Consider the following 25,631-nt stretch of genomic DNA (forward strand, 5'->3'; position numbering starts at 1 on the left):
CCCTTATGGATATTCATTTTTTATTGCAATATGACTGCATGCTTTATTGACGTATCCATACATAGTAATATCTGCTGATAATGAACCCAAAAAATGCATAAATAGCTAAATAGCTAAAGTGATAAAAAAGCATACCTAATATGATACTCAACAATAAAAAACGAACAAGAAACGTAAAAAAAAACGGGATCTTATGCTTTTTTTTCAAATGTTGCAGTTGAAGATACAGATGTCCAAAATAGAAAGTCCCTATAAGCATCCCTGTAAAAAGTAGAAGTAGTGCTTTCATTTTTTATAGAAAAAAACTTTCCAGACAGAGTATATCGCAACAAAAAGTCCTAAAATAATAAAAGTGAGCGTCCAGGAGAAAGTGCTGTTTGCTACTTCATAATGCTTATCCAGATAGGTACCCAGATAACCGCCAAGAACCATAGGCAGGGCGATCATCCAGCCTATTGCACCGACGATCATGACCTTTTCCCAGAAAATACCTTTTTTTCGCCATTTCTTCAGCCAGGAAGCTTGTTTGTCAATATTGTCCTGAAACATCTCTTTTTGGGTTTTTTTATCCAATATCTCTCTCCATTTCAATCAATTTTTTGATAAATGCCTTTTGCAGATTTTCTATGTTGTCACTAAATAGACGCTCCTTCTCTTCCTGCACCTTGAAAGAGTATGTGATACTATCCAAAAGCCTGTTTAGATCATCACTTTCTACAAACTCTTGTGTCATGATCTTCAAATGGTTATTTTTAAAAGAGAGAATTCCGCCGTTATAGGCATAATAATGCTCTTTATTGTCTATCACTGCTATTGCGATGGCGGACTCCAGGACGGTTAGAAATGCTGTATGTCTAGGCAGGATACCAAATGAACCGCTTTTATCTTCTGCTCTGAAAAAGGAGATATTTTCTACGGTTTTTATAGCTTGCGGGGTGATGATCGTGGCATCAAAGGTTGATTTCATCAATGGCTCCGATCATATAAAAAAGAGACTCATCTATCTCATCCATCTCACCTGAGATGATCTTTTTGCATCCCTTGATCGTATCTTTAAGGGAAACATTTTTGCCCTCTCTCCCACTTAAAGCTTCCGTGACAAAAAACGGCTGGGTTAAAAATTTTTCCAGTTTCCTGGCCCTCATCACAGTCAAACGATCTTCATGTCCCAGCTGAGCCATACCCAGCATCGCGATGACATCCTGTAGTTCATTATATTTTGTCAGGATGCTTTTTACCTCTTTTGCAACCGCATAATGCTCTTCTCCTATAATGGAGGGATCAAAAAGTTTTGAATGCGATGCAAGAGGATCTATCGTGGGATAGAGACCCTTTGAAGCACGAGAACGAGAGAGTATGATAGAGGTGTCCAAATGGGCAAAAACAGAAGCAACACCGGGATCAGTAATATCATCAGCAGGTACATAGATCGCCTGTATCGATGTGATAGAGCCCTCCTTGCTGGAAGCAATACGCTCTTCAAGTTCGGCGATCTCACTGGAAAGGGTTGGCTGGTATCCGACGCGAGAAGGAATTCTTCCAAGCAGTGTAGAGATCTCCTGTCCTGCCTGAATAAAACGGTAAATATTATCGATAAGCAGCAGTACATCCTTATGCTCTTCATCTCTGAAATACTCTCCCATGGTGAGTGCTGTCAGAGGTGTTATATAGCGAATTCCCGGGGATTCGTTCATCTGTCCGAAAACCATAATGGTATTATCCATCACACCGGACTCTTTCATCTCTTCATAGAGTTCATGCCCCTCTCTGATCCTCTCCCCTACTCCAGCAAACAAAGAGATTCCCTGATGCAAAGAGATAGATTTATAGATAAACTCCATCAGTAAAACGGTTTTTCCTACACCTGCTCCGCCAAAAAGTCCAACTTTACCCCCTTTGATGAACGGAGAGAGCAGATCGATGATCTTAATACCCGTTTCATAGACCTCAATTCCGCCACTCTGCTTAGCTATCTGCAAAGAAGGTCTGTGGATAGTATGACGTTTTGAAAATTTGCTCTTTCCTCCATCGATCTCTAAACCAAGTGCATCAAAGACCTTGCCCAATGTCTCTTTTCCTACCGGAACTTTTATTTGTTCATAGGTACGTTTTACTTCTGCTCCCTTTTTTACACCCTGCATATACCCCAAAGCTATGGCGCGAACGGTATGTTCATCTATCTGTTTTTGGGTCTCAAAATAAAGCGTTTTGTCTTTGTCTTTCAACACAAGTGCTTCATAAATAAAAGGCAGTTCCTTTTCAAAGTAGATATCGCATATGGTTGAACTTAAAGCTATTATTTTACCGGTCATGATGCGTCTTTATATCTTTTTTATCCCATTATAACCAAATGAGTCGCCTTCTTTTCTTTTAAGCAATTCTAAAACGCATTTATCTTATCATCAATTTAAATAAAGTGATAAGAGATTATTATGATTGAAAATATATTTCCTGAGATCGTATCTGAATTTAAAATCGCTTCTCTTGTAATTCCCATAACTGATACCTTAGTTACCACTTGGATAATTATACTTATACTGACGGCTATCTCTTATTTCACGACTAGAAAATTGTCCATTTCACATCCACCAAAAATACAGATCTTTGCAGAAAGAATTGTTATCGCCATAGAGCAGACTCTGGAGAATTCTGTCAATATCTCTGCATGGGTACTGGTGCCATTTATCGGTACAATATGGATCTATGTGGGCTTTATGAATTTGATATCGCTCATTCCCTATTTTCATAATCCTACAAGAGATTTGAGTACAACAGCCGCACTTTCGGTCATAGTCTTTTTTTCAATACATTATTATGGGATCAAATTTAGCGGTTTTAGCGGCTATCTCAAAAAATACATCGAACCTTCGATCTTTCTGCTTCCGTTTAACTTGTTTGCAGATATTTCAAGAATTTTTGCGATGGCCATACGGCTTTTTGGAAACATGTTAAGCTGGGAAATGATCGTTGCGATCCTTATCGCATTGGTAGGTTTTTTAGTGCCGGTACCTATGATACTGCTTAGTATTGTGGGAGATGTATTGCATGCTTTTCTGTTCGGGCTGTTGACCTATATCTTCATTATTGCCGGCATCCAGGTGGAAGAACTCAAATCAACTAAGGAGAAAAAAAATGGATAGTATGACTATAATCGTTGCAGTATCGATCATCACTGCAGGTTTAACGATCGCAATAGGAGGATACGGACCTTCACGAGGTGAAGCAGAAGCCCTCACTAAAGCCATAGAGACCATAGGAAGACAGCCTGAATCGGCTAACGAGATCACCCGTCTGCTGTTTGTTGGTATGGCGATGGTTGAATCAGTGGCGATCTATTCACTGGTTATAGCCTTGATCATCTTATTTGCCAACCCTCTGCTAGATTTAGTCGGGAAATAAGTCTTATGTTCAACTGGTGGACTTTTGCTTTTCAGATCATCAACTTTTTTGTCGTTTTGTATATTTTATACAAACTCTTTTTCAATCCTTTGAAAAAAGTAATTCAAAAGAGAGATGAGCTTCTCAGTAAACGTTTAGAGGAGATAGAAGCCGGTGAGAACAACCTAGAAGAGAAGGAACAGGCGTATCAGGAAAAATTAAAAGAGATAGATATCTTAAAAGACAGAGAGCTCAGTGTTGCAAGAAAAGAGGCGCAAGAGGAGAAAAAGCGTCTCTTGGAACAAGCAGACAAAGAGATCGAGAAAGAGAGGCTCAAACAAGAAAGTATTCTGGAGCTTGAGAGGGAAGAAGTAGAAAGTACTATCAAAGAGCGAAGTGTCTATTTTGGCATGGACTATATTAAAAGATTTGCAGAGGAATTGATAGATGAGGAGATGCATCAAAAACTGATCGAAAAATTTCTTGATGAACTCAAGCGTGCAGATACAGACGAGATAGAGATAGTTAAAAAAGAGATAAAAACCAGAGAGTGCAAGATCAAACTGACTACGGCACTAAACATAGAAGAAAAAACGATACATCAAATTAAAGAGACGCTTGAGCATACCCTGGATATAAAAATAGCCTCTCTAGAGACTTTTGTAGATAGTGCACTTATAGGCGGCATAAAACTTGAGATAGAAAACAAAATACTTGATGGTTCGATCCGGCAAACTTTGGAACAGTTAAAAGACGAAGCTGTGAAGGAGTTATAATATGGAAACACAAGAGCATATCGATAAAACATTTAAAAAACTCTACCGTGTCTCTCAACGGTTTACTTCAACATTTACCACCAAAGAAGAAGGGTATATCTCCAGTATTAGCGATGGTATTATAGAGGTCAGAGATCTCTCCACTGTCTCTTACTTTGAACTTCTGAAGCTTCCACACAATCTTTTTGCTTTGACACTCAATATCAAAAAAGACTCTGTACAGGCTGTTGTTTTGGGTGATTACACCTCTCTTGATGTCGAAGATCGGGTAAGCTGCACCGACCAAAGCATCTCCATCCCTGTAGGCTTCGAACTTCTTGGAAAGGTGATCGATCCTCTCTCCAAACTGGTCGATGCTGATCAAGAGGTAAAAACAAAAGAACGCTACCCCATAGAAAAAGAGGCCGTTCAAATGATAAAGCGTGATTTTGTCAAAGAACCCCTATATACCGGGATCAAGATCATTGATGCAATGATACCCATTGGAAAAGGGCAAAGGGAACTTATCATATCGGATGCATCTCTGGGAAAGAGTTCGATTGCCGTAGATACTATCATCAACCAAAAAGATAAAAATGTCTATTGTATCTATGTCGCTATTGGGCAGAAGAAAGCGCAGATCGCCAGAGTGATCAATGACTTGAAAAAAAACGATGCACTTTCACATACGGTCATCGTTGCCGCACCCGCAGATACGTCGCCGGGTATGAAGTTCATAGCACCCTACTCCGGCGCTGCGATTGCCGAATATTTTGCCGATCAGGGGAAAGATGTATTGATCGTGTATGATGACCTGACCAAACATGCAGATGCCTACAGAAGCATCTCTTTGCTTCTTGAAATTCCGCCCGGGCGTGAAGCATATCCCGGAGATATATTTTTCATACACTCAAAACTTCTAGAGAGAGCAGGTAAAAGAGCAGAGAAATACACGGGCGGCTCCATTACGGCTTTGCCTATTATAGAGACCCAATCAGGCAGGATCTCTGACTACATCCCTACAAATCTTATCTCCATAACAGACGGACAGATCTATCTTGACAGGGAACTGTTCAACAAAGGCCTTTTACCTGCTATCGATATAGCTAAATCTGTATCAAGGATCGGGGGTAAAGCACAGGCAGAGGTGCTTAAAAAAATAGCGGTTAAACTCAAGCTTGATTACTCCCAGTTTCTGGAGGTTGAAGTATTTACAAAATTTGGTGCAAAAGTCGAAAAAGAGACACAAAAACTGATAGACAGAGGAAAAGCACTGAGGGTAGCCCTGAAACAGGATCGGTCCAAACATATCAGTATGCCCATGCAGGTAGCGATATTTTTTCTGCATAATGAAGGCTATCTTGAAAAGTTGCCATTGGGAGAGGTAGAGCTGTTTATAGATAAATTCCGTCTACATTTGGAAACGGAGCATCAAGATATTTTACAAGCCATAAGTACAGCAGATCATATGGACAAGTACTTAATAAGCCTATTGAAAACGGTTGCAGATGCCTATGCAAAAGAGTGGCAGTCATGATCCCCTCTTTTGCGCTAAAAAGAAAACTCCAAAGTGCAAAAGAGATAGAAGAGATCGTCTCATCCATGAAGGCATTTGCCAATTTTAATGTACAAACAGCTAAAAAAGGCCTCTCAAATTTACGTATTTACCAAAACAGTATCGAAGATTCCTTTGGAGAGATCATCACTCTTTTTCCATATCTGATCAAAGAAAAGTTAAGTGAAACAAAAAAAACTATTTTTGTAGTCTTCATGTCTCAGGAGGGACTTTGCGGTTTTTTTAATGAAGATATTTTAAATTTTTTTGAAAAAATCCCCCAAGGCAACTCTATTACGATCATCATAGGCACCAAAGGTGCCGAGGTGGCAAGATCAAGAAAGATATCATGCAGTCGCTATCTAAACGGCGCTTCAAATGTTGAAGCTATCGAAATCAATGCCATAGAACTCTCTTCCTACCTGATTGAAATATTTGAAAAAGAACACTTTAGTAACCTCAATCTCATATATGCAGAGCTGGAAGCCGGAAGCTACAATATCGTTGAAAAAAAAGTGTTGCCTCCCGATTTCTCAAAGTTTCATAAACAACCTATACAAGAAAAGCCGCTCCTGTATCTACAAGCAGAGGATATCCTACACGCTCTCATCAAAGAGTATCTGCATACCTCGATCTACAGAGCATTTATTGAGTCAGTTGCCAGCGAAAACCAGGCAAGGCTTAACGCCATGGTACAAGCAAGCAATGCGATCAAGGAAAGAGAAAAACTTTTGATGCAAGAGTTAAATGTACATCGTCAGCAAGAGATCACAGATGAGCTTTTAGATATTGTAAATGCTTATCGCTCGATAATAAAGTAAGATGTAAAGGAACAAACCTCCTCAAATTCTAGTTACTTTTTCCACAGATACTCAACCCATTTACGAATTTCAATCATACCAAATACCCATAGTGCCAAGAAACCGATCATCAAAAGTGACTCATCATTTAAGGGAAGTGTATGAAAGAGGTCGGAGAGTACATAAATAGCAAATGTCTGCAGTACAAGTCCTATGCCTATTCCATAAAATATATAGGGGTTTATTTGTAATGATTTTTTAATATTTTTTAAAAAAGGTTCATGCTCTTTAAGAGATTGTAATCCGTTGATCCATGTAGAAATGACAAATGCCGTGAAAAGTGTGGAGATTGCACTCTCTTTACCGTAGTGATCCAACATCCATATATACATCAAGAGTGCACCTGAACTGATGATCAATGCTGCATAAAGTACACGTATGAGTTGTATTTTATCTAAAAATTGCTCGCGTAGCTTGGTGGGTGGCCCATTCATTACATCGACTTCATCCTTCATAAAGGGGAAGGTTTTGTCTAATGCACTGTCTGCAACAAGATTGATCCACAATATTTGTACGGGATAAAGCGGTAACGGTAGTGCCATTAAGATCGCACCGGTGATAAGGATCACTTCATCCAAACTCGTAGAGACAAGAAAATAGATCGCTTTACGAATATTACTGGCAATGGTGCGACCTTGTTTGATCGCATCAACAATAACAGAGAGATTATTGTCAGCAAGTACCATTTTTGCGGTAGATTTTGCTGCATCTGTTCCGCCGCCCATAGCAATGCCCAGATCAGCTGTTTTAAGGGCAGGAACATCATTCGCACCATCTCCTGTAACAGCAACAACCTCTCCTTGTTTTTGCAGTATCTTCACGATACGATACTTATGTTCAGGAAGGACTCTTGCCCAAACAGTGACCTTTGGCAACATGTTTTCTAATGTCTCATCATTCATACTGTTAAGTTCTTTGCCGCTAACAACCAGATCACCTTCTTTATATATATTGACTGATCTTGCAACAGCTGCAGCTGTAAGCGGGTTATCCCCAGTGATCATCATCACTTTAACCCCAGCCTTTTGTGCCGTTTGTACAGCTTCTAAAACACCCTCTTTTGGAGGATCCAAAAAGCCTACCAACCCTACAATTTCAATTTGCCATTTTTCAATATCATCCGTTGTATGCTCTCCTGTTCCCAATGCAATGACTCTTAATCCATTGGAAGCCAAGCTGTCATGTTCTTTCTCCAGAGTATCAAAATCATCCCGATTGGTAGCAAACTGCTTAAGTGATTCAAACGCCCCTTTAACAAATATTTTGTGCTCTTTTTGGATCATATTAGAACTGGCCATCAATCTGTATTTCGTATCAAAAGGATAAAGATTGACTCGGGGATATTTTGCTCTGATGCTTTGGTACTCTTGACCCAGCCAAAGTGCAAGGGCAGTATCTAAAGGATCTCCTTTACCTTCTATGGATTCATTTGCAAGTGCTGAAACGGTTTGAGAGAATGTTTCATTGAGTGAAAAAACCTCTTCTACTTTGAGTTTTCCCTGTGTGATAGTACCGGTTTTATCAGATGCAATAACCGTAGTGCTACCTAAAGTCTCGACAGAAGGCAAGTGGCGAATATAGACTTTTCTTAGACTAAGTGTCATTGCTCCAATCGTAAGCACCAGTGTGACTACGATAGGCAAGCCTTCAGGTACAGCAGAGACCAATTCGGCAATGATGAGATAAATGATCTCAATATTTTCTCTTCCTTGTCTATATGCGAGGAAAGCAGTTAACACGATCAATACAAGCAGGATAAGCATATGTTTTTTTATAAAAACTTCCAGTGCTTTTGTTAAAGGGGTGTCTGGAGACTCTTCTTCTGCTTTCCCTGCAATAGATGCGAGATAAGTCTTTTGTGCTGTAAATACGACAAAACCTTCTGCATTTCCTTTTGTTACTGTAGTGCCTGATAGTGCCATATTGTCTAATTCATAGGGTAGAGTCTCTTTTGGTAGAGTAAGATTTGAATCTTTTTCTACCGGTACAGATTCTCCCGTAAGAATCGATTCATCGATGACCAGTCCATTGGTATCAAAAAGACGTATATCGGCAGGAACAATATCACCTTCAGACAATAGAATGACATCACCAGGCACAAGCTGTGAAGATGGGATAGAAAATATCTGATTGTCACGTTTAACCTGTGTTTTGCTTTCAGTGAGTTTTTTGAGTGATTTAATAGAACTAAGCGCTTTAAGTTCCTGCCAAAATCCTATGAATGCATTGAACAGGAGTATGATCAGTATCAGTACCCCTTCATGTATATTTCCTAAAAAAAAAGAAAGTATCACTGCAACTACCAACACATAGACCAAAGGACTTTTAAATTGTGAAAGAAAGAGTATAAAAATATTATGCTTTTTTTCTGTTATCTCATTCAAACCATACATTGAAAGATTCTTTTCTGCCCTCTCTTTGGTTAACCCTTCTTTCGAAATTTCCATATTTTGGGCTAAGGAGTCTATCGTTTCAGCATGGGGATACTCTGGAATAGTCATGGGTTTTTCCTCTATTTCATCTATATTAGTGTAACATATTTTATTTGTTATAATTATCTAAGAAAGTTACTGTAAACTATATCATATGCTTAACGGAGAATATTATGCGAATCGTGATCATAGGCGGTGGGATCGCTGCCGCTTACATGGCCAACTCTATTTTAGAGAAGGCGCCCAAGCATGAAATATTGATCGTATCCAAAGAATCAAATCCTCCCTATGATCGGATCCATCTGTGCTCCTTGATCAATGGTACTTCAGATATTAAAGACATTGCCTTGCCCCTTCCTCCTGGCGTCAGACTTGAGCTTGATTCAGAAGTCATCCAAATAGACAAGGAAGCTAAACGGATCTACACAAAGAATTCGAGTTTTAGCTATGATACCCTCATCATTGCGACCGGTTCTCATCCCAGAACTCTCTTTGACATTGAGGGAATCAAAAATGCCAGAACCTTTAGAAGTGCTGCCGACAGTGAATGTATAGCTAAATGCAGCAAGGGCAAAAATGTTGTCATGATGGGTGTGGGCCCTATTGGGCTGGAGCTTCTGGACACGCTTTGCGGATTGGACGGGCCTGAGAAGATCTATCTTGTCTCACGCGGTATGCATCTTTATGATAAAGCACTCACACCTGTAGCAGTAGAGATGATGAAGCGGATCTATGAAGAGAGTGATTCCCGCGTTCAGATATTACTGGAAGAAGAGATCATCGATAAGAAGATCGAAGGCGATGAGATCACACAGGTCATTATGAAGTCACACACGATAGATCATCCTTTTGTTATTTTTGGAGTGGGGATTTCGCCGAGTACTGAGTGTGCGAAAGGGACCCTTGATATCGACAAAGGCATCCTTGTGGATGAACATATGCGTACCTCAGATCCGGACATATATGCCGTTGGCGAAGTCGCACAGATGCCGGATGGTTATATCGCCGGTAGGGTCAGGGAGTGTACCCTTCAGGCAGATGCCGCTATAGCTTCTATCTTAGGGATCGAAGATGAAGGATTTAAAGAGTTTGTGACAGTTGACGGACTCAAAGTCGGTTCTTTTTTGCTTGCTGATGTCACCTCCACACTGTATGATCCCAAAGATAAAGATAATGAAGATATTGTGATCTCATCCAAGCAGGAAGAACGTATCGATCAGTATATTATGAATAAGGACAGGCTGGTCCGTTTTATCGGTATCAATACGAACGTTGATGTGATAGAGTTGAGAAGAATGATGGAAGAGGATAAAAAGATCGATACCTCTTCTTTTTATTCCAATCGTCTTGTCAGTAAGCGTGGCAGACTTATCTGCAGCTGTGTAGGCAGCTATAAGAACGACCTTGTCGATATCATTAAGACACACTGTGTTGAGAGTTTTTCAGAACTTAAGCCCTTTAGTGAAGCCGGAAGGGTCTGCGGACGCTGCAAGAAAGACGTGGAGCAGTTGATCATAGATACTCCGGTCGATCCCGAAGAGGCACGACGTATCAAAGCGGAACGGGAAGAAAAGAAAAAGACAGAAGAACTGGAAAAAGTCCAGCGTCGTATTGACAAATATAATGCCTTGCATCCAAAGAACCAGATAGAAGATGAGAACCTTCAAGAAGCGATCAAAGCCTTTGATCTGAAGAAGGAATACAACAGCTGGGTCTCCATGATCACTGCAAATATGCGTCTGGGCCCGGAATATGAAGAGCTTGTCGGTCAAGGTCTTGAACAGTTGAACAAAATACCGATCATCTGGCTGGAACTGGCTGATTGTACGGGAAATTCGGAAGGCTTTATCAAGTCCGCTCACCCCAATGTAGAAGACCTTATTTTGAAATATATCTCTTTGGATTATCATGAACTTCTTATGGCGGCATCGGGAGATAAGTCAGAATCGGTACTTCAGAGTATTATTGAAAATGATGCCGGAAGATATATCCTGATGGTAGAAGGTGCCGTTCCTTTAGGAATGGAAGGAAAATTTCTGAGGATCGGACCAAAGGGTGAAACAGGACATACCTTGCTCAAGCGTGTGGCACAAAATGCAGCAGCCGTGCTTGCTGTAGGCTCTTGTGCTTTTGACGGAGGAGTTGTAGCGGCAAAGCCCAACCCGACCGGTGCGGTAGGCGTTGCAGAAGCCCTGGGTAGAGATGATATCATCAATCTTCCGGGCTGTCCGGTCAATCCAATCAATATCGTAGGAACTTTACTGCACTACATCATGTTCGGTGAACTTCCGAAGCTTGATGAAAAAAACCGTCCTGAATGGGCCTATGGTTTCAGGATCCATGACAATTGTGAAAGACGCGGCCATTATGAGCTTGGTGAATTTGTTGAGGAATGGGGTGATGAAGGAGCAAAAAAAGGCTGGTGTCTGTTCAAGATGGGGTGCAAGGGTCCTTATGCCCATCTGAACTGCTCTTTGGTGAAGTTCAATGAGGGAACAAGCTGGCCGGTTCAGGCAGGACACGGATGTTTCGGCTGTGCACTCGGAAAGATCGCATTTGACCACTTGGCAAACCACAGAGAAGTGGACGATGAAACGAAAAAAATCTTAGAAGATGCAGGAACAAATCATGGCAAGTCGTAAAATTGTGATAGATCCGATCACAAGGATCGAAGGGCATTTGCGTATCGAGGTCGAAGTCGATGAGAACAATGTGGTTACTGAAGCCTGGGCTTCCGGACAGTTGTTTCGCGGTATTGAGATCATTTTGAAAGGGCGAGATCCACGTGATGTCGGACTGATCGCCCAGCGTATTTGCGGGGTCTGTACGAATGTGCATTACCGTGCTTCCATCAGTGCGGTAGAAAATGCGTACAATATCGCCTTACCGAAAAATGCAGAGATCATTAGAGATCTGGTAACACTGGCACTTTTTGTTCAGGATCATATTATCCATTATTACCATCTGCATTCTCTTGATTATGTGGATGTGGTCTCTGCCCTTGAAGCCGACCCGGAAAAAGCATCACAGGTTGCAAAAGCATACCATGAACACCCCTATCTAAGTTCAGCTGCACATTTGAAAAGTGTGCAACAAAAATTGGATTCATTTGTCAAAGCAGGACGGCTTGGTCTTTTTGCCAACGGTTACTGGGGGCATTCGGCCTATAGGTTCACACCGGAAGAGAACCTGGTACATATGAGCCATTACCTCGATGCTTTGAATATCCAGCGTGAGATGAGCAAGGCTATCGCGATATTTACAGGCAAGACACCACACCCTCAAAACCTTGTGGTCGGTGGAGTGACAAGCGTGGCAGACATGCTTAACCCTCAACGTCTGAATGACTTTATGTTCATCCTCAAAGAAACACGTGACTTTATTGAGCGCGCTTATATCCCTGATATGAAAATGGCAGTCAAGGCTTATAAGCATGAGATAAAATCCGGTTTTGGACGGGGAAGCGGTAATTTTATGGCGGTCGGTGGTTACCGTTTCGGAAAGTCAGAACAGCTGTTTGAAGGAGGCGTGATCTATGCTCATGATTTTAAAACTATAGATGTGTTTGATGAAGCGTACATCACAGAAGAAGCATCACGTTCTTGGTACGAACAGGATGCACCCCTATCGCCGTATGATGGAGAGACCACGCCTTTTTATACGGACTTGAATGATGATGGAAGCTTAAAAACAGAGGGTAAATACAGCTGGGTCAAGGCGCCTCGCTATAAAGGCAGACCGATGGAAGTCGGACCTGTTGCACGTATGATCATGGGCTACAGCAAAGGATCTAAGACCATAAAACCCTACATGCAGAACTTTATGGATGCAACGGGTCTCGAGCTTATAGATTTTTCTACCACATTGGGACGCAATGCGGCACGTGCAGTAGAGTCTCAGGTCTGTTGTGACCATATCTTTGATTTTTGCAGCGAGCTTATCGAAAATATCAAATACTATGATGAAGAGACGTGGACAAAGTATGTATTCGAAGCACTTGCTCCACAGGCAAAAGGACATGGTATCTTTGAAGTTCCTCGAGGAGTACTGTCACATTTTGTCAGTATAGAAGATGCCAAGATATCCAATTATCAGGCCGTTGTTCCGACCACATGGAACGCTTCCCCCAAGGATGCCTCAGGTATCCGAGGTCCTTATGAAGAGTCGCTTATCGGTATCACACTTGCCGATCCCTCCAATCCTTTGGAAGTGTTGCGGGTCGTACATTCCTTTGATCCCTGTCTGGCATGTGCAGTGCATGTCATGGATATAAAAGGCAATGACATCGGCCAGTATAAGATCAATGCCTCTTGTGCCATTTAAAAGCGTGTAGCTACGCTTTTAAAGAGCTAAACCAATCCAGTTCATCCAACACTTCCCATGGATACGCTGCATAGCCTATCTGGCCTTTTGCCGCGATATCGGCGTATAAAAATCGTTCTTTGCCTGGACGATCCAGACCAAATTTCTGAGTGATCCATCTAGGCGTAAGCGGGAATTTGTCTGCGATGATCTGAGAGAGTGTTTCGTCTTTGAGCTCTGTTAACCCCGTATGCAGGGTATCGACAGTGACTGAAGAAGGCCTGGTCTCCGCGATCACATAGGAGAGCTGTACCAATGCCTTCTTGGCAAGCCCCGAAGCAACGATATGTTTAGCCAGCCATCTTGCCGCATAAAGCGCTGTACGATCCACTTTCGTATAGTCTTTGGAACTTTGTGAGCCCCCACCGATAGGCGCATATCCCCCATACGTATCACACACTACTTTCCTGCCTGTCAAACCGGAATCTGCGATAGGTGAATGCTGCACAAATCTGCCCGTATTGTTGATATAAAACTCTATATCTTCTTCATTAAAATGCCCTGCTGTAAACTTTACGTTCTCTGTGATGATCTTTTTGACCAAACGCTTTACTTCTTCCTGTGTTACTGCTTTGTTATGTGCAATAGCCACGATGATCTTTGCAATACGCTGAGGCCTGCAATGATCAAAGTTCTCTTTGGTTTCATAGTCCATGACCACTTGTGTTTTCATATCCACACCGAACGTCTCGGGATGTTTGAGCGCATAGGCATAGAGTACATCTCTGATCTCTCTGGCATAGGAAAAGGCACTGGGCATATAATCCTCTCTTTCAATACTGGCATAGCCGAACATCATTCCCTGATCCCCAGCGCCTATCTCATGATCTGCTTTCTCTACCCCCATCGTGATATCCGGTGACTGAGTACTGACATGGACATGCACCTCTGCCTCATCAGGGAAAAAGGTTTCCCCTCTCTCAAAGCCTGCTTCAGGATACCCGATCTTTTTGAGTGCTTTGATGGCAATCTCTTCATAAAATGCAGGATCAACAGGAACTTTGGTCCTCACTTCACCGCCTATGATGATATGATTTCCAGTGATAAATACTTCTGTGGCTACTTTAGCATCTGGATCACGTTGCAGCAACGTATCCACGATACTGTCAGCAATGATATCTGCGCACTTGTCAGGATGTCCTGCCGAAACAGACTCTGAAGCAAAAAGATACATCATAGTTCCTTTTTTTTATTCTTTATATTTTCTTATCATAACAAACAATACATTAGCAGGTACTTTCAGTGCTCACCTTCTATCGTTTTAATAAATAATGCTCTGTCCTTCTCATTGTGAAATACAAAATGCACATGTATATCCTTGTTTGCCTCCAAAAAGTGACTTACCGATTCATAAGCAATCATTGCTGCTTTATCTTTAGGATAACCGTATACTCCTGTAGAAATGGCCGGAAAAGAAACATCCTTACACCCTAGTCTATGAGCCACTTCAAGTGATTTTCTATAGCAGGAAGCCAACAGCTCTGCACAAAGCTCACCGCACTGATGATAGATCGGCCCTACTGTATGGATGACATAGGTTGAAGGTAAATTGCCCGCACTGGTGACTACGGCTTCTCCCGTAGGCAGTCCTTCAGGGTATCTCTCCTGGCGTATCTTTTGGCATGCTTCCAGGATTTCAGCTCCCCCTGCTCTGTGGATGGCACCATCTACACCGCCACCGCCCATAAGAGAAATGTTCGCTGCATTAACGATCGCACAGACATTCTCTTTTGTTATATCACCTGTTTTTATAATGATCCTATCCATCCTTTTGCCTTTAAAAAAGATTTATCCTATAATATCATAAAATAAGGAGCAGAGTTATCATGAGTGATATTGGAAAAAGTCTTATCTTTATGGGTATGGTGATCATCATAGTAGGTATGGTTTTACTCTTTAGTGACAGACTTCCCTTCAATCTTGGCAAACTTCCCGGTGATATCTCCATCAAAAAAGAGAATTTTTCTTTTTATTTTCCGATCACAACATCTATCTTGATCAGTATCATTGTATCGCTGTTGTTCTATCTCTTCAACAGATTCTTTAAATAAGAATTTCTAATCTGATGATATAATACTAAAGAGAGAAGGAGAGTACTATGCCAAAATCACATAAACTCGCATTTGCAATCTATATTATTGTTTGGACCATCATGGCGATCGATCCAAAGTATCCACAGGATTGGCTGATTGAAAATGTGCTGGTATTCATTTTCTTTCCTTTTATCTTATGGATGGATAAAAAACATCAATACACACTGACAAGTCTTGTCTTTCTTCTGATATTTGCGAGTTTACACTCTCTGGGATCACACTATACCTATGCGGAAATGGAACACTTCAATGCGATTACACATTTTTTTGGATTTGAGAGGAACCATTTTGACCGTTTGGTACATTTTCTCTTCGGACTTCTGGTTTTCAGGATCCTGTTCGAAATGATCCTTGAGGTGACAACCACCGCTAAAACTGCGCTGCTCTTTACTTTTACGGTGATCCTTTCGATCTCATCACTTTACGAAATGCTTGAATGGTTGGCAGCAGTTATCCTTCATCCCGAACTCGGTATGGCTTTTCTCGGCACCCAGGGAGATGTATGGGATGCACACAAAGACACGGCTTTGGCCATGGTAGGTGCTTTGATCAATATACTTTTTTATCCAAGATACAAACATCTGTGGCACGTAAGAAAAGAAAAAAGCAGATAAAAGAGGTTTGACCGGGTTACAGTCCCAACTTCTTTTTCTTGTATTTCACTACCCTGCCGTTATCATCGGCAAGATACACATTTCCTTTGCTATCAAAAGCGATGCCTTCCCAGGCACCCTTTTCCAATTTCACTTTTTGTACTATTTTCTTTTTTTGAAGATCATATTTGATCAAAAGATCCTCTTTGTCACTCACCATGTAAAGATACCCATCATGATAGGTAAGTCCTGCTGTATCAGCGATATGATGTTCAAGTACATCAACGATCCTTGCAGGATAAGGCATCAATCTCACTACAGCGATAAAAGATCTCTTTTTCTTTTTGGATTGTTTGGCAAGATAGACACTGTTGCCTACTTTCGTAATGCCCTCTACCCCTGATCTTTTATTAAACAGAGAGATATTCCTTCCATGATAGATGGTATCCAAAGGAATCTCCTTCTTTTCACCTGACTGTGTCTCAACAGCCATCATTCCTTTATTTTCAAGCGCAAAGATCATCTGTGCCTCTTCACATACGACACCTTCAAGATCATACTTTCCCAACTTTCTTTTTTGAAGTATCTTTCCTTTTCGATCGATCTTATAGTACGTTCCTTCATCATTCGCGACAATAAGTGTATCATCACTGCTACAGTAACTTATCCCAGAAGCTTCCGGGATCTTTACGATCACCTTCCCCTTTGAGCCAGCACAGGCACTGACACATAGTACGAGAGGAAGCCATACATAATATTTCATATATCTCACCCGAATTCCGATCCAAGTTTCAACAACTCTGGACTGATCTCGTATTTTTTATAAGCAACATCTTCTATCTTTTTATGGTTGAATCCTCCATTATCATAGCAGATAACAGAGCTTTTATTTCCGTCAAGCAAACCATCTATGGCCTGTGTGACAAAATGAAAGGCCATAAGACGGTCATACACGGTAGGATTCCCGCCGCGTTGTATGTGACCCAGTACTGTAATACGGGATTCTATACCTATCTCTTTTTCAAACCACTGCGCGATCTGTTCTGAATTATTCAACGCTTCAGAGACCACAGCGATAAAATACTTTCTGCCCCCTATCCTCTGTCTTTGAAAACATAATTTATAATCGTCCAGATCATAGGGAATTTCAGGTATCAAGCACATCTCTGCCCCTGAGGTCAGAGCTGAGACAAGTGCCAGGTATCCACACTCCCTTCCCATCGCTTCTATGACAAATGCACGGCTGAATGAAGAGGCCGTATCTCTGATAGAGTCTATGGCAGATTTAATGACATTGAGCGCGGTATCGACCCCAAGACAGTACTCTGTTCCGGCAATATCATTGTCGATCGTAGCTGGAATACCGGCAAAGCTCACTCCTTCACTCTCATCACTCAATGCCTGCATCCCTTTGAAAGAACCATCACCACCCAAAACGATCAAATATCCTATATTATGTGATTTGAGGTTATCCATTGCCTGTTTACGATACGCTTTTTCCATAAAACGTTTTGAACGTGAAGTGCGTATCTTGGTACCTCCTCTGGAAATGATACCTGCAACATCATCGTAACATGCCTCATAGATGCTGTTATCTATCAACCCTTCAAAACCATTATCAACGAAATAGGGTCTAAGTCCTTTTCGGATGCTGTATTCAACAAAACGCTTTAATGCAGCATTCATCCCTGAAACATCACCACCTGAACAGAGTATGGCTATATTTTTCATACTAAACCTTTTATTCATAAGTATAAAAATTATACCATGAAAAAGTATTCAAAGGAATTCATTCAAAAAGTATGTATAATATTCCTAGAGGTATCAGTATGAAAAAAAAGTCCAATAAGTATTCTGAAACATTACAACAGATCAGAGCCATCGTGAATGATCCCTCCTATGAAATTGCAGAAGAAGATAAAAATTTTATCTATACCAATGAAGCCAGAGGCGTGAGACTTCAGCTTGACTATCTCAAAGCAGAGGTCAAGATGCAAAAACAGGGTGTGGACCATGCGATCGTTGTCTTTGGCAGTGCCCGTATCGTAGAATTTGATGTGGCTATAAAGGCATTGAAAAAGATCGAAAAAGAGTTGGAGAATTCACCTCATTCCGAAGCACTTCTCATTGCACTTAAAAAAGCGGAAAGTAGAGTAAGGAAGAGTCATTACTATGATGAAGCGCGTAAATTCGGCCAACTGGTGGGACAAAGCGGTAAAACCCCAGAGGATACCCATGTCACCGTAATGACAGGAGGGGGTCCGGGTATCATGGAAGCTGCAAACCGGGGAGCATCCGATGTAGGTGCCAAATCTATAGGCCTCAATATCGAACTGTCACATGAACAGTTTCCCAACCCCTATATTACACCCGAACTCTGTTTCCAGTTTCGATATTTTGCCATGCGTAAACTTCACTTCATGCAGCGTGCTAAAGCACTGGTTGTCTTTCCCGGAGGATTTGGCACCTTGGATGAACTCTTTGAAGTCTTGACCCTGATACAGACGAAAAAAACGCCCCCTATTCCCGTTATTCTACTTGGTAAAGAGTACTGGAACCGCATGATTGATTTTGAATTTTTACAGGAAGAGGATGCCATTGCGCCTCATGATCTGGATATCGTAATGTATGTTGATAATGCAGAAGAAGCATGGCATGCCATTATCCAATGGCACAAAAAAAATAAAACCCCCCTCTTTTAAACACGCCCATAAAACAAAAAGCACCATTACGCTATAATCGCGGCTATACTATTTTATGATGGACAAAAAATGAGCGAAACGACGAAAAAAGGCTACGATCCTAAAGCCACTGAAGACACATACTACAAGATCTGGGAAGAGCGCGGATACTTTGAAATAGACGGTAACAAAGAGATCCAGGAAGAAGGTAAGAACTTTGCGATCATGATGCCTCCTCCAAATGTCACAGGAAGTCTGCACATCGGTCATGCACTTACATTTACACTACAAGACATCATCACACGTTACAAGCGCATGGATGGATATAAAACTCTCTGGCAACCGGGAACCGACCACGCGGGTATCGCTACACAAAACGTGGTAGAAAAACAACTTTTGGCTGAGGGTACGACCAAAGAAGCACTAGGCAGAGAAGCTTTCCTTGAGAGAGTATGGAAATGGAAAGAGTACTCTGGCGGTACGATCGTACACCAGATGAGAAAGCTTGGTGTCTCCCCGGCATGGTCAAGAGAACGTTTTACGATGGATGAAGGACTGAAAGAAGCAGTGAAAGAGGCATTTGTCCATCTTTATAATGAGGGGATGATCGTTCAGAACAACTATATGGTCAACTGGTGTACGCATGACGGTGCACTCTCTGACATCGAAGTGGAACATGACGAAGTCAACGGTAAGTTCTACCATATGAACTACCATTTTGCTGATGGAAGCGGTCATGTGACAGTAGCGACAACAAGACCTGAAACCTATTTTGGGGATACTGCAATCATGGTTCACCCTGATGATGAGAGATACAAAGATATCATCGGCAAAGAGGTAATACTTCCCCTGACCGACAGAAAGATCACGATCATTGCTGACGATCATGTCGATATGACATTTGGTACAGGTATCGTAAAGGTAACCCCTGCACATGACCAGAACGACTACGAAGTCGGTAAACGTCACGATCTTGAATTTATTACTGTATTTGATGAAAAAGGTATCCTCAACGAATACTGCGGTGAGTTTGCCGGGATGGAGAGACTTGAAGCAAGAAAACCGATCGTGGAAAAACTGCAAGCAGAAGGTTACATCGTCAAGATCGAAGATCACGTTCACCAGGTTGGCCACTGTTACAGATGTAAGAATATCGTAGAACCGTATATTTCAAAACAGTGGTTCGTACGCAGTGAGGTAGCGAAAAAGTCTATTGAAAAGACCTATGCAGGTGAAGCACAGTTCCACCCTCCTCATTGGCTTAACTCCTACAGAGCATGGATGGACGAACTGAGAGACTGGTGTATCTCAAGACAGCTCTGGTGGGGGCATCGTATCCCTGTCTTCTACTGTGATACATGTGATCATCAATGGGCTGACAAACATGAGAACCCTGAAGCGTGTCCTCACTGTGCGAGTAAGGAGATACACCAGGATCCTGATGTACTCGATACCTGGTTCTCTTCTGCACTTTGGGCATTCTCACCACTAGGCTGGGGGAACAACGGTAAAATGGAAGGAACATACAACGACAGTGACCTGGCTGACTTCTACCCGAATTCACTGCTGATCACAGGATTTGACATCATGTTCTTCTGGGTTGCACGTATGATGATGATGGGTGAACATTTCAGAGGCGAGTTACCGTTCAAAGATATCTATATGCATGCGCTTGTTCGTGATGAACATGGTGCTAAGATGAGTAAGTCCAAGGGTAATGTTATTGACCCGCTTGATATGGTCGAAGAACACTCTGCCGATATCATCAGATTTACACTGGCATTCCTTGCTGTTCAGGGACGTGACATCAAACTTGGTGCAAAGAACCTCGAACAGTTTAGAAACTTTACCAATAAGCTCTACAATGCATCTAACTTCCTTCAGATGAATGTAGATACATTTGCTGACCTCAAAGATATAGAGATCAAGACACCGCTTGGTAAATACATGCAAACCCGTCTGGCAAAAGCTGTTGAGGAAGTACGTGAAACGCTTGAAGCCTATAAGTTCAATGAAGCTGCAACTGCACTCTACCGCTTTGTATGGAACGAGTTTTGTGACTGGGGTATCGAATACTCCAAAGCAAGCAAAGAGTCTATCGCAGAACTTGGTGCGGTCTTCAAAGAGACACTGAAAATGGTTTCTCCATTTATGCCATTTATCTCTGAACATCTCTACCATAAACTCTCAGGTACCCAACTGGAAAGCGGGAACTCGGTCATGGTAATGAACTTCCCTAAAGAAGTTAAACAGGATGCTGATTCTGAAGCAACCTTTGCCATTATCGAAGAAGCCATCACCGCGATAAGAAGAGCCAAGGTCATCATAGATATGGGTAACTCTAAGATCGCAAAGGCATACGTCAAACTTGGTACAAATATCGATACGGATGTAGCAAAACCGTTTATACAGAAACTGGCAAAAGTAGAAGAGATCGAATTTGTAGATGCAAAAGTAGAAAACGCCGTTACAGATGTATCTGACAACCTTGAAGTCTATATCCCGACTGAAGAGATTGACCTAAGTGCGATCATCGGTAAACTTAGCAAACAAAAAGAGAAGCTGGAAAAAGAGATACAAAAACTCAGTGGTATGCTGAACAACGAAAAGTTCGTTGCCAATGCACCTGAACATGTCATTACAGAAAACAAAAAAGCTTTGGAAGATGCAGAAGTCAAAATGGAAAAAGTTCAAACTGAACTTGAAGGGTTCGGTGTATAATGACCCCTCTAGCACAAGAAGCATACAACGCATTACTCGCAAAAGAATACGACAAAGCTCTTGAACTCTACACTGCTCTGGAAAAACAAAAGGACCCCGTTTCCTACTATTATCTGGGTTATCTCTGCTTCAGGGGACTTGGAGTGAATCAGGATACGAAAAAAGCTTTTGACTACTATCTGGAATCTGCAACCAGAGAAGTGCCATTGGCACAGTTTGAAGTGGCATTGATGCTGGAAAATGGTGAAGGTTGTGAGAAAAATGAATCAGAAGCAGCCTTCTGGTACGAAGAAGCAGCAAAAAGAGGCAACATAGACGCCTTTAACAATTTGGGTGCCATGTTCAAAGAAGGCCGTGGTGTACACCAGGACTACAAAAAAGCATTTATACTCTTCTCTAAAGCAGCGCAGGCAGGTAATGCAAAAGCCCAGTTTAACCTAGGCGCACTTTATGATATGGGATTGGGCTGTGAAGAAGACAAAGAAAAAGCCATAGAATGGTGTAGAAAAGCAGCGTATCAAGGCCATCAGATGGCACAAGGTATTATCAAACGTATGCAGCAAGACGGACAGATCGTTTTTTAAAATACATTTTGAGAATTCTTTTAAGTAGCACCAACGATAGAGATCCATAATGGAACCTCTATCTGCAAAGCCACATACACTGTATGTATCTTTGCATATTTAACTAATGATTTTAGTTTGACGTATTGATATCAACAAGTGTTGATTGTCCATTAAGTACTTCAACATTGTCTTCTTGATCAACAACAGAAGCAAATACATCACCTACAAAAAGTGCCGTAATAAGGCTATAGTTACCTTCACCAAGGTATGACAACGTAAAGTTACCATCACTCATATTGACATCGCTGCTGCTTACAGAATTCTGGAAATTGATTCCATCTGCATTTCCATCTTCTTCACTGACATCATACTCGCCAGATCTGTAACTGTAAACCACTAAAGAATCTGAAGTCGTATTATAGTCAGCTATATCTACTACAGTCCCATTGATCATACCTGAAAGTTCAGTTACCACTAATCTGATAACAGGTTTTAAAATATAATCTCCGTTTCCTTGCACAACGATTGATTTATGAATATTGAAATCTGCAGTTACTGCAATTTTTGCATCAGCAGTGATATCAAATGCACCTTTTCCTTTATATCCACTTTGTGCTCCGCTTGGAACAAATAATGGTACTGAGGTACCATCTGCATAGGTTACATTACAATCCGGATTAGCTTTAACTTCTGATATTTTTGAAGGTGCAGCCAGTTTGAAACGAATTTCAGAATAATGTCCTGCTGGTAGTATCATATCCCCTAGGTGAAGTGATTTACCATTTTGAAGATCAAGTAGGTTGAATGTTTGAGGTACAAAATCATCAGCAGTAATCCAGTTTCCATCATGATTATATTCAATACCGATAACGGCAATATTGACTTCCGTCACATCAGGACCTAATTGAGGTGGTGCATCTGTCATACTGAGTGATAGAGTACCAGTTGGAGTAGAAGATGTAGTATCTCCACCACATCCAGAGATGAGTGTCATAAGTGTGAACGATACGATAATACCGATCAGCGTGTGAAATCTTTTCATAAATATCCTTGTGTAATTGGATGTTGCAGTTGCACAAAAGAAGTAAATTCATTTTGGCAGCCTGGCGATCTTCCCATTGAAGACCCATGGCTTTCCGTCCTTGCTTCACAACAAGTTTGGCACAACAAAATAAGTTTGAATTAAATAATATTTGGAGCTAAGACCCATGGCTTTCCGTCCTTGCTTCACAACAAGTTTGGCACAACAAACAATATTTAAAAAATCTCTTTACTATAAACAGAAGTATTATATAGAATCAAAAATTAGATACATCTTTAATGATCCAATATATGAAAGGGAGATAAAAATCTAAGAACTTACATCACTATTTTAAAAAACGTTCAGTAAACTCTTCTATATCAATGGCTTTGCAAAAATGATATCCCTGATACCTGAGTTTTGGATCTAACTCTCTAAGAAGCTCTTGCTGCTGTACATTTTCAATACCTTCGATAACGATGTTGTAGTCAAATTGTCTTCCTATGTCCAAAATACTTGAAATAAGATGTACCTCTTTAGGAATGGATTCTATATTTTTTATAAATTCCTTATCTATTTTCAATGTATGGAAAGAAAGCTTCTTCAGATAAGATAGAGAAGAGTAGCCTATACCAAAATCATCAATGGCACATCTCACTCCCTGTCTGCGTAATTCATTAATTACATCTTCTGTATTATCAAAATTATCGATGAGTGACCGTTCTGTGATCTCTATCATGATATCTTGAGTCTCTAGACCATACTCTCTTAACTTTTTAAGGAATTCACTAGCAAAATCAGTTTCTACAAATTGCTGTGCATTCACATTGATCGAAATATACTCAAGCTTCCACCTATTCTCTTTTTTCCACTGAGAGATATGTTGACATACATTGTCAAGAACCCACCATGTAATGTGTGAAAGCAAACCTGCTTTAATGGCCAATGGTATAAAATCCTGTGGTGACAGGAACCCTCTATCCGGATGTTCCCAACGTATAAGTGCCTCAGCAGAACTCACTACATCTCCATCTATGGAAACTACAGGTTGATACATAAGACCCAACTGATCTTTTTTGACTGCATAGGCCAGATCATGCTGAAGTATAAATAGCTCTTTTTGTTGTTTATCTAACGATGGATCATAATATGCAACATGTCCATTATCATTCTTTGCCTGATACATAGAGAGATCAGCATGTCTAATGATCTCGTTGATATTTGTATAAGCCGGTTCCATAAGAACGATACCTATACTTGATTTAATATGTAAATGCATTTCTTGTATGATAAATGGTTCCAAGAACAGATCCTGTATCTCTCTGGAAAACGCTTCAGCTTCTTTATATGCCATATGTTTGTCTTCTGATACATGTGGAATGATAATGATAAATTCATCTCCCCCCAGTCTGCTTACCATACGATCTTCTCCTAAAAGATCTGTCAAACGTTTTGAAACAACAAGCAGCACATCATCTCCAACTTGATGTCCCAAAGAATCATTAATACTTTTAAACTGATTCAGGTCAAGATAAAAAAGTATGGAAAAATATGTTTGATGTTTTGCACTCGTTACAAGCTTCTCCATATAGTTTCGAAAACCTCTACGATTAAACAAACCGGTCAGCACATCATGCTGTACCATATATTCAAGCTCTGTTAAGGCGGCATGTTCGTTCGTTTTATCCTCTATGATGCCTACACCGCCCAAAATATTATTATCCAGGTCAGTAAAAGAGAACACTTTAGCATCGATCCAAAACGACTTATTCTTGAGAGATACATAAGGACCTTCATAAGACTCTGTACCCTCTATAATGGCATTTTCTAATACTTTTACTATATCCTTGTCCGGAAGTATATGAAGATCCATTCCTATCATCTCATCTTTTTCATACTCTAATAGTTTATTTAACTGTTCATTGCACTCCAGGACCTTTAGATCTTTATTATAGGTAAAGATACCTAGCGGTGCATTTTTAAATAGACTGTTTAAAAGCATATGTTCTGACTGCAACATATTAAAAGCATTCTTCTGTCGATACATATTATAGATATTGGTCACTTGTGCAATAAAATACAAGATCAATGAAATGGTAAGTATGATATGCAAAGGTGTATCATAAAGAAATGCCATGGTATAAATAAGAGGTAATAAAAGAATAGCTGAATATATGATGTTGAGCCGTGCATCTACCGCTAAAGAGAGTGTAGAACACAAAGAGAGGCCTACAAGTACCGCAACGATATAAAGTTGATAGTAGTGATCCACTTGATGGATAAAAACAAAACCTAATGTTGAGAAAATAAGTGCGGTCAATATAGTAGTAAAGGCAAACTTTTTATACCAGAATGCCATGGAGTATTTTTTAGGGTTTTTTCTAAACATATAGGCAGAATAAAGCCTATATCCTGTTAGGAGCATCAAACCCAGTGCCCACACTAAAATACTGCCACTAAGTTCCGGATATAAGGCCACAGTGACTAAAATAGCTAACAGAACAACAACCAGGAGTGCCCTGGTTGAAAGTGTATAAAGTGCAATGACCAAAGAGTCATCCACCGTTTGAAGCTCTTTTATTTTCGAGAATAATCTTTGTAAATTCATATAGAA

23 protein-coding genes and 1 riboswitch are annotated in these 25,631 nt (G+C 40.8%); of the genes, 12 read left to right on the plus strand and 11 right to left on the minus strand.

Annotated features, from left to right (window positions below; genetic code table 11):
* Positions 1 to 43: 43 nt before the first annotated feature.
* Genes LDM98_RS11810 through atpD form a run of 4 tightly spaced genes read right to left on the minus strand, consistent with a single transcriptional unit; the run spans position 44 to position 2,312 of the window.
* Complete coding sequence (locus tag LDM98_RS11810; RefSeq protein WP_223897933.1) at positions 44 to 289, minus strand: ATP synthase subunit I; 246 nt, start codon at positions 287 to 289, stop codon at positions 44 to 46.
* Positions 286 to 573: an AtpZ/AtpI family protein gene (locus tag LDM98_RS03380; protein ID WP_223897934.1), complete on the minus strand. Its 288-nt coding sequence runs from the start codon at positions 571 to 573 to the stop codon at positions 286 to 288. Before LDM98_RS03380 ends, LDM98_RS11810 begins: the two co-directional genes overlap by 4 nt.
* Positions 566 to 967, minus strand: a complete 402-nt coding sequence (locus tag LDM98_RS03385) for a hypothetical protein (RefSeq protein WP_223897935.1) — start codon at positions 965 to 967, stop codon at positions 566 to 568. The genes LDM98_RS03380 and LDM98_RS03385 overlap by 8 nt, the downstream gene beginning before the upstream one ends.
* Positions 951 to 2,312, minus strand: coding sequence for a F0F1 ATP synthase subunit beta (gene atpD, locus LDM98_RS03390; protein ID WP_223897936.1), 1,362 nt, complete (start codon positions 2,310 to 2,312; stop codon positions 951 to 953). The genes LDM98_RS03385 and atpD overlap by 17 nt, the downstream gene beginning before the upstream one ends.
* 120 nt (positions 2,313 to 2,432) lie before the next feature.
* On the opposite strand from atpD, the gene LDM98_RS03395 reads away from it, so the two are divergent.
* Genes LDM98_RS03395 through LDM98_RS03415 form a run of 5 tightly spaced genes read left to right on the plus strand, consistent with a single transcriptional unit; the run spans position 2,433 to position 6,509 of the window.
* Entirely contained in the window at positions 2,433 to 3,140 is a 708-nt protein-coding gene (locus LDM98_RS03395; RefSeq protein WP_223897937.1) for a F0F1 ATP synthase subunit A, read from the plus strand.
* Positions 3,133 to 3,399, plus strand: coding sequence for an ATP synthase F0 subunit C (atpE, locus tag LDM98_RS03400; RefSeq protein WP_223897938.1), 267 nt, complete (start codon positions 3,133 to 3,135; stop codon positions 3,397 to 3,399). The genes LDM98_RS03395 and atpE overlap by 8 nt, the downstream gene beginning before the upstream one ends.
* Positions 3,400 to 3,404: 5 nt before the next feature.
* A complete protein-coding gene (locus LDM98_RS03405) occupies positions 3,405 to 4,154 on the plus strand; it encodes a F0F1 ATP synthase subunit delta (RefSeq protein WP_223897939.1) in 750 nt (249 codons plus the stop codon).
* 1 nt (position 4,155) lies between these two features.
* A complete protein-coding gene (locus tag LDM98_RS03410) occupies positions 4,156 to 5,670 on the plus strand; it encodes a F0F1 ATP synthase subunit alpha (protein WP_223897940.1) in 1,515 nt (504 codons plus the stop codon).
* Positions 5,667 to 6,509: a F0F1 ATP synthase subunit gamma gene (locus tag LDM98_RS03415; RefSeq protein WP_223897941.1), complete on the plus strand. Its 843-nt coding sequence runs from the start codon at positions 5,667 to 5,669 to the stop codon at positions 6,507 to 6,509. The genes LDM98_RS03410 and LDM98_RS03415 overlap by 4 nt, the downstream gene beginning before the upstream one ends.
* Before the next feature lie 32 nt (positions 6,510 to 6,541).
* Here the strand turns inward: LDM98_RS03415 and LDM98_RS03420 are convergent, their stop codons facing one another.
* The gene (locus tag LDM98_RS03420; protein WP_223897942.1) at positions 6,542 to 9,049 is read right to left on the minus strand and encodes a cation-transporting P-type ATPase; all 2,508 of its coding nucleotides are present in this window, start codon (positions 9,047 to 9,049) and stop codon (positions 6,542 to 6,544) included.
* A gap of 104 nt (positions 9,050 to 9,153) precedes the next feature.
* Between LDM98_RS03420 and LDM98_RS03425 the strand changes: the two genes are divergently transcribed.
* Entirely contained in the window at positions 9,154 to 11,622 is a 2,469-nt protein-coding gene (locus tag LDM98_RS03425) for a hydrogenase small subunit (protein WP_223897943.1), read from the plus strand.
* Positions 11,609 to 13,303, plus strand: coding sequence for a nickel-dependent hydrogenase large subunit (locus tag LDM98_RS03430; RefSeq protein WP_223897944.1), 1,695 nt, complete (start codon positions 11,609 to 11,611; stop codon positions 13,301 to 13,303). The genes LDM98_RS03425 and LDM98_RS03430 overlap by 14 nt, the downstream gene beginning before the upstream one ends.
* A 10-nt stretch (positions 13,304 to 13,313) precedes the next feature.
* Here the strand turns inward: LDM98_RS03430 and metK are convergent, their stop codons facing one another.
* Both metK and LDM98_RS03440 read right to left on the minus strand, forming a co-directional pair.
* On the minus strand, positions 13,314 to 14,516 hold the full coding sequence (gene metK / locus LDM98_RS03435) for a methionine adenosyltransferase (RefSeq protein WP_223897945.1): 1,203 nt from the start codon (positions 14,514 to 14,516) through the stop codon (positions 13,314 to 13,316).
* Positions 14,517 to 14,581: 65 nt separating this feature from the next.
* Positions 14,582 to 15,109 (minus strand): O-acetyl-ADP-ribose deacetylase, encoded by a 528-nt coding sequence (locus tag LDM98_RS03440; RefSeq protein WP_223897946.1) that lies wholly within the window; start codon positions 15,107 to 15,109, stop codon positions 14,582 to 14,584.
* Positions 15,110 to 15,168: 59 nt separating this feature from the next.
* Between LDM98_RS03440 and LDM98_RS03445 the strand changes: the two genes are divergently transcribed.
* Both LDM98_RS03445 and LDM98_RS03450 read left to right on the plus strand, forming a co-directional pair.
* The gene (locus LDM98_RS03445; protein ID WP_223897947.1) at positions 15,169 to 15,393 is read left to right on the plus strand and encodes a DUF2905 domain-containing protein; all 225 of its coding nucleotides are present in this window, start codon (positions 15,169 to 15,171) and stop codon (positions 15,391 to 15,393) included.
* Positions 15,394 to 15,440: 47 nt separating this feature from the next.
* Positions 15,441 to 16,049 carry a DUF2238 domain-containing protein gene (locus LDM98_RS03450; RefSeq protein ID WP_223897948.1) on the plus strand — a complete coding sequence of 203 codons (609 nt, stop codon included), beginning with the start codon at positions 15,441 to 15,443 and terminating at the stop codon, positions 16,047 to 16,049.
* A gap of 16 nt (positions 16,050 to 16,065) precedes the next feature.
* Here the strand turns inward: LDM98_RS03450 and LDM98_RS03455 are convergent, their stop codons facing one another.
* On the minus strand, positions 16,066 to 16,791 hold the full coding sequence (locus LDM98_RS03455; RefSeq protein WP_223897949.1) for an SdiA-regulated domain-containing protein: 726 nt from the start codon (positions 16,789 to 16,791) through the stop codon (positions 16,066 to 16,068).
* A gap of 5 nt (positions 16,792 to 16,796) precedes the next feature.
* Positions 16,797 to 17,759, minus strand: a complete 963-nt coding sequence (locus LDM98_RS03460) for a 6-phosphofructokinase (protein WP_223897950.1) — start codon at positions 17,757 to 17,759, stop codon at positions 16,797 to 16,799.
* A gap of 98 nt (positions 17,760 to 17,857) precedes the next feature.
* Here LDM98_RS03460 and LDM98_RS03465 point away from each other — a divergent pair, with 98 nt between their 5' ends.
* The 3 genes from LDM98_RS03465 to LDM98_RS03475 all read left to right on the plus strand — a co-directional run bounded on the left by LDM98_RS03465 (position 17,858) and on the right by LDM98_RS03475 (position 22,014).
* Complete coding sequence (locus tag LDM98_RS03465; protein WP_223897951.1) at positions 17,858 to 18,730, plus strand: LOG family protein; 873 nt, start codon at positions 17,858 to 17,860, stop codon at positions 18,728 to 18,730.
* Between the two features lie 69 nt (positions 18,731 to 18,799).
* Entirely contained in the window at positions 18,800 to 21,430 is a 2,631-nt protein-coding gene (locus LDM98_RS03470) for a valine--tRNA ligase (protein WP_223897952.1), read from the plus strand.
* On the plus strand, positions 21,430 to 22,014 hold the full coding sequence (locus LDM98_RS03475; RefSeq protein WP_223897953.1) for a tetratricopeptide repeat protein: 585 nt from the start codon (positions 21,430 to 21,432) through the stop codon (positions 22,012 to 22,014). Before LDM98_RS03470 ends, LDM98_RS03475 begins: the two co-directional genes overlap by 1 nt.
* A gap of 112 nt (positions 22,015 to 22,126) precedes the next feature.
* Here the strand turns inward: LDM98_RS03475 and LDM98_RS03480 are convergent, their stop codons facing one another.
* Together LDM98_RS03480 and LDM98_RS03485 are read right to left on the minus strand one after the other, a co-directional pair.
* A complete protein-coding gene (locus LDM98_RS03480) occupies positions 22,127 to 23,038 on the minus strand; it encodes a DUF4382 domain-containing protein (protein ID WP_223897954.1) in 912 nt (303 codons plus the stop codon).
* Positions 23,039 to 23,090: 52 nt separating this feature from the next.
* Positions 23,091 to 23,169, minus strand: a riboswitch (cyclic di-GMP riboswitch).
* A 194-nt stretch (positions 23,170 to 23,363) separates the two neighbouring features.
* Entirely contained in the window at positions 23,364 to 25,625 is a 2,262-nt protein-coding gene (locus LDM98_RS03485) for an EAL domain-containing protein (RefSeq protein ID WP_223897955.1), read from the minus strand.
* Positions 25,626 to 25,631: the final 6 nt, after the last annotated feature.

This window comes from Sulfurovum sp. TSL1, from assembly GCF_019972135.1.
GTDB lineage: Bacteria > Campylobacterota > Campylobacteria > Campylobacterales > Sulfurovaceae > Sulfurovum.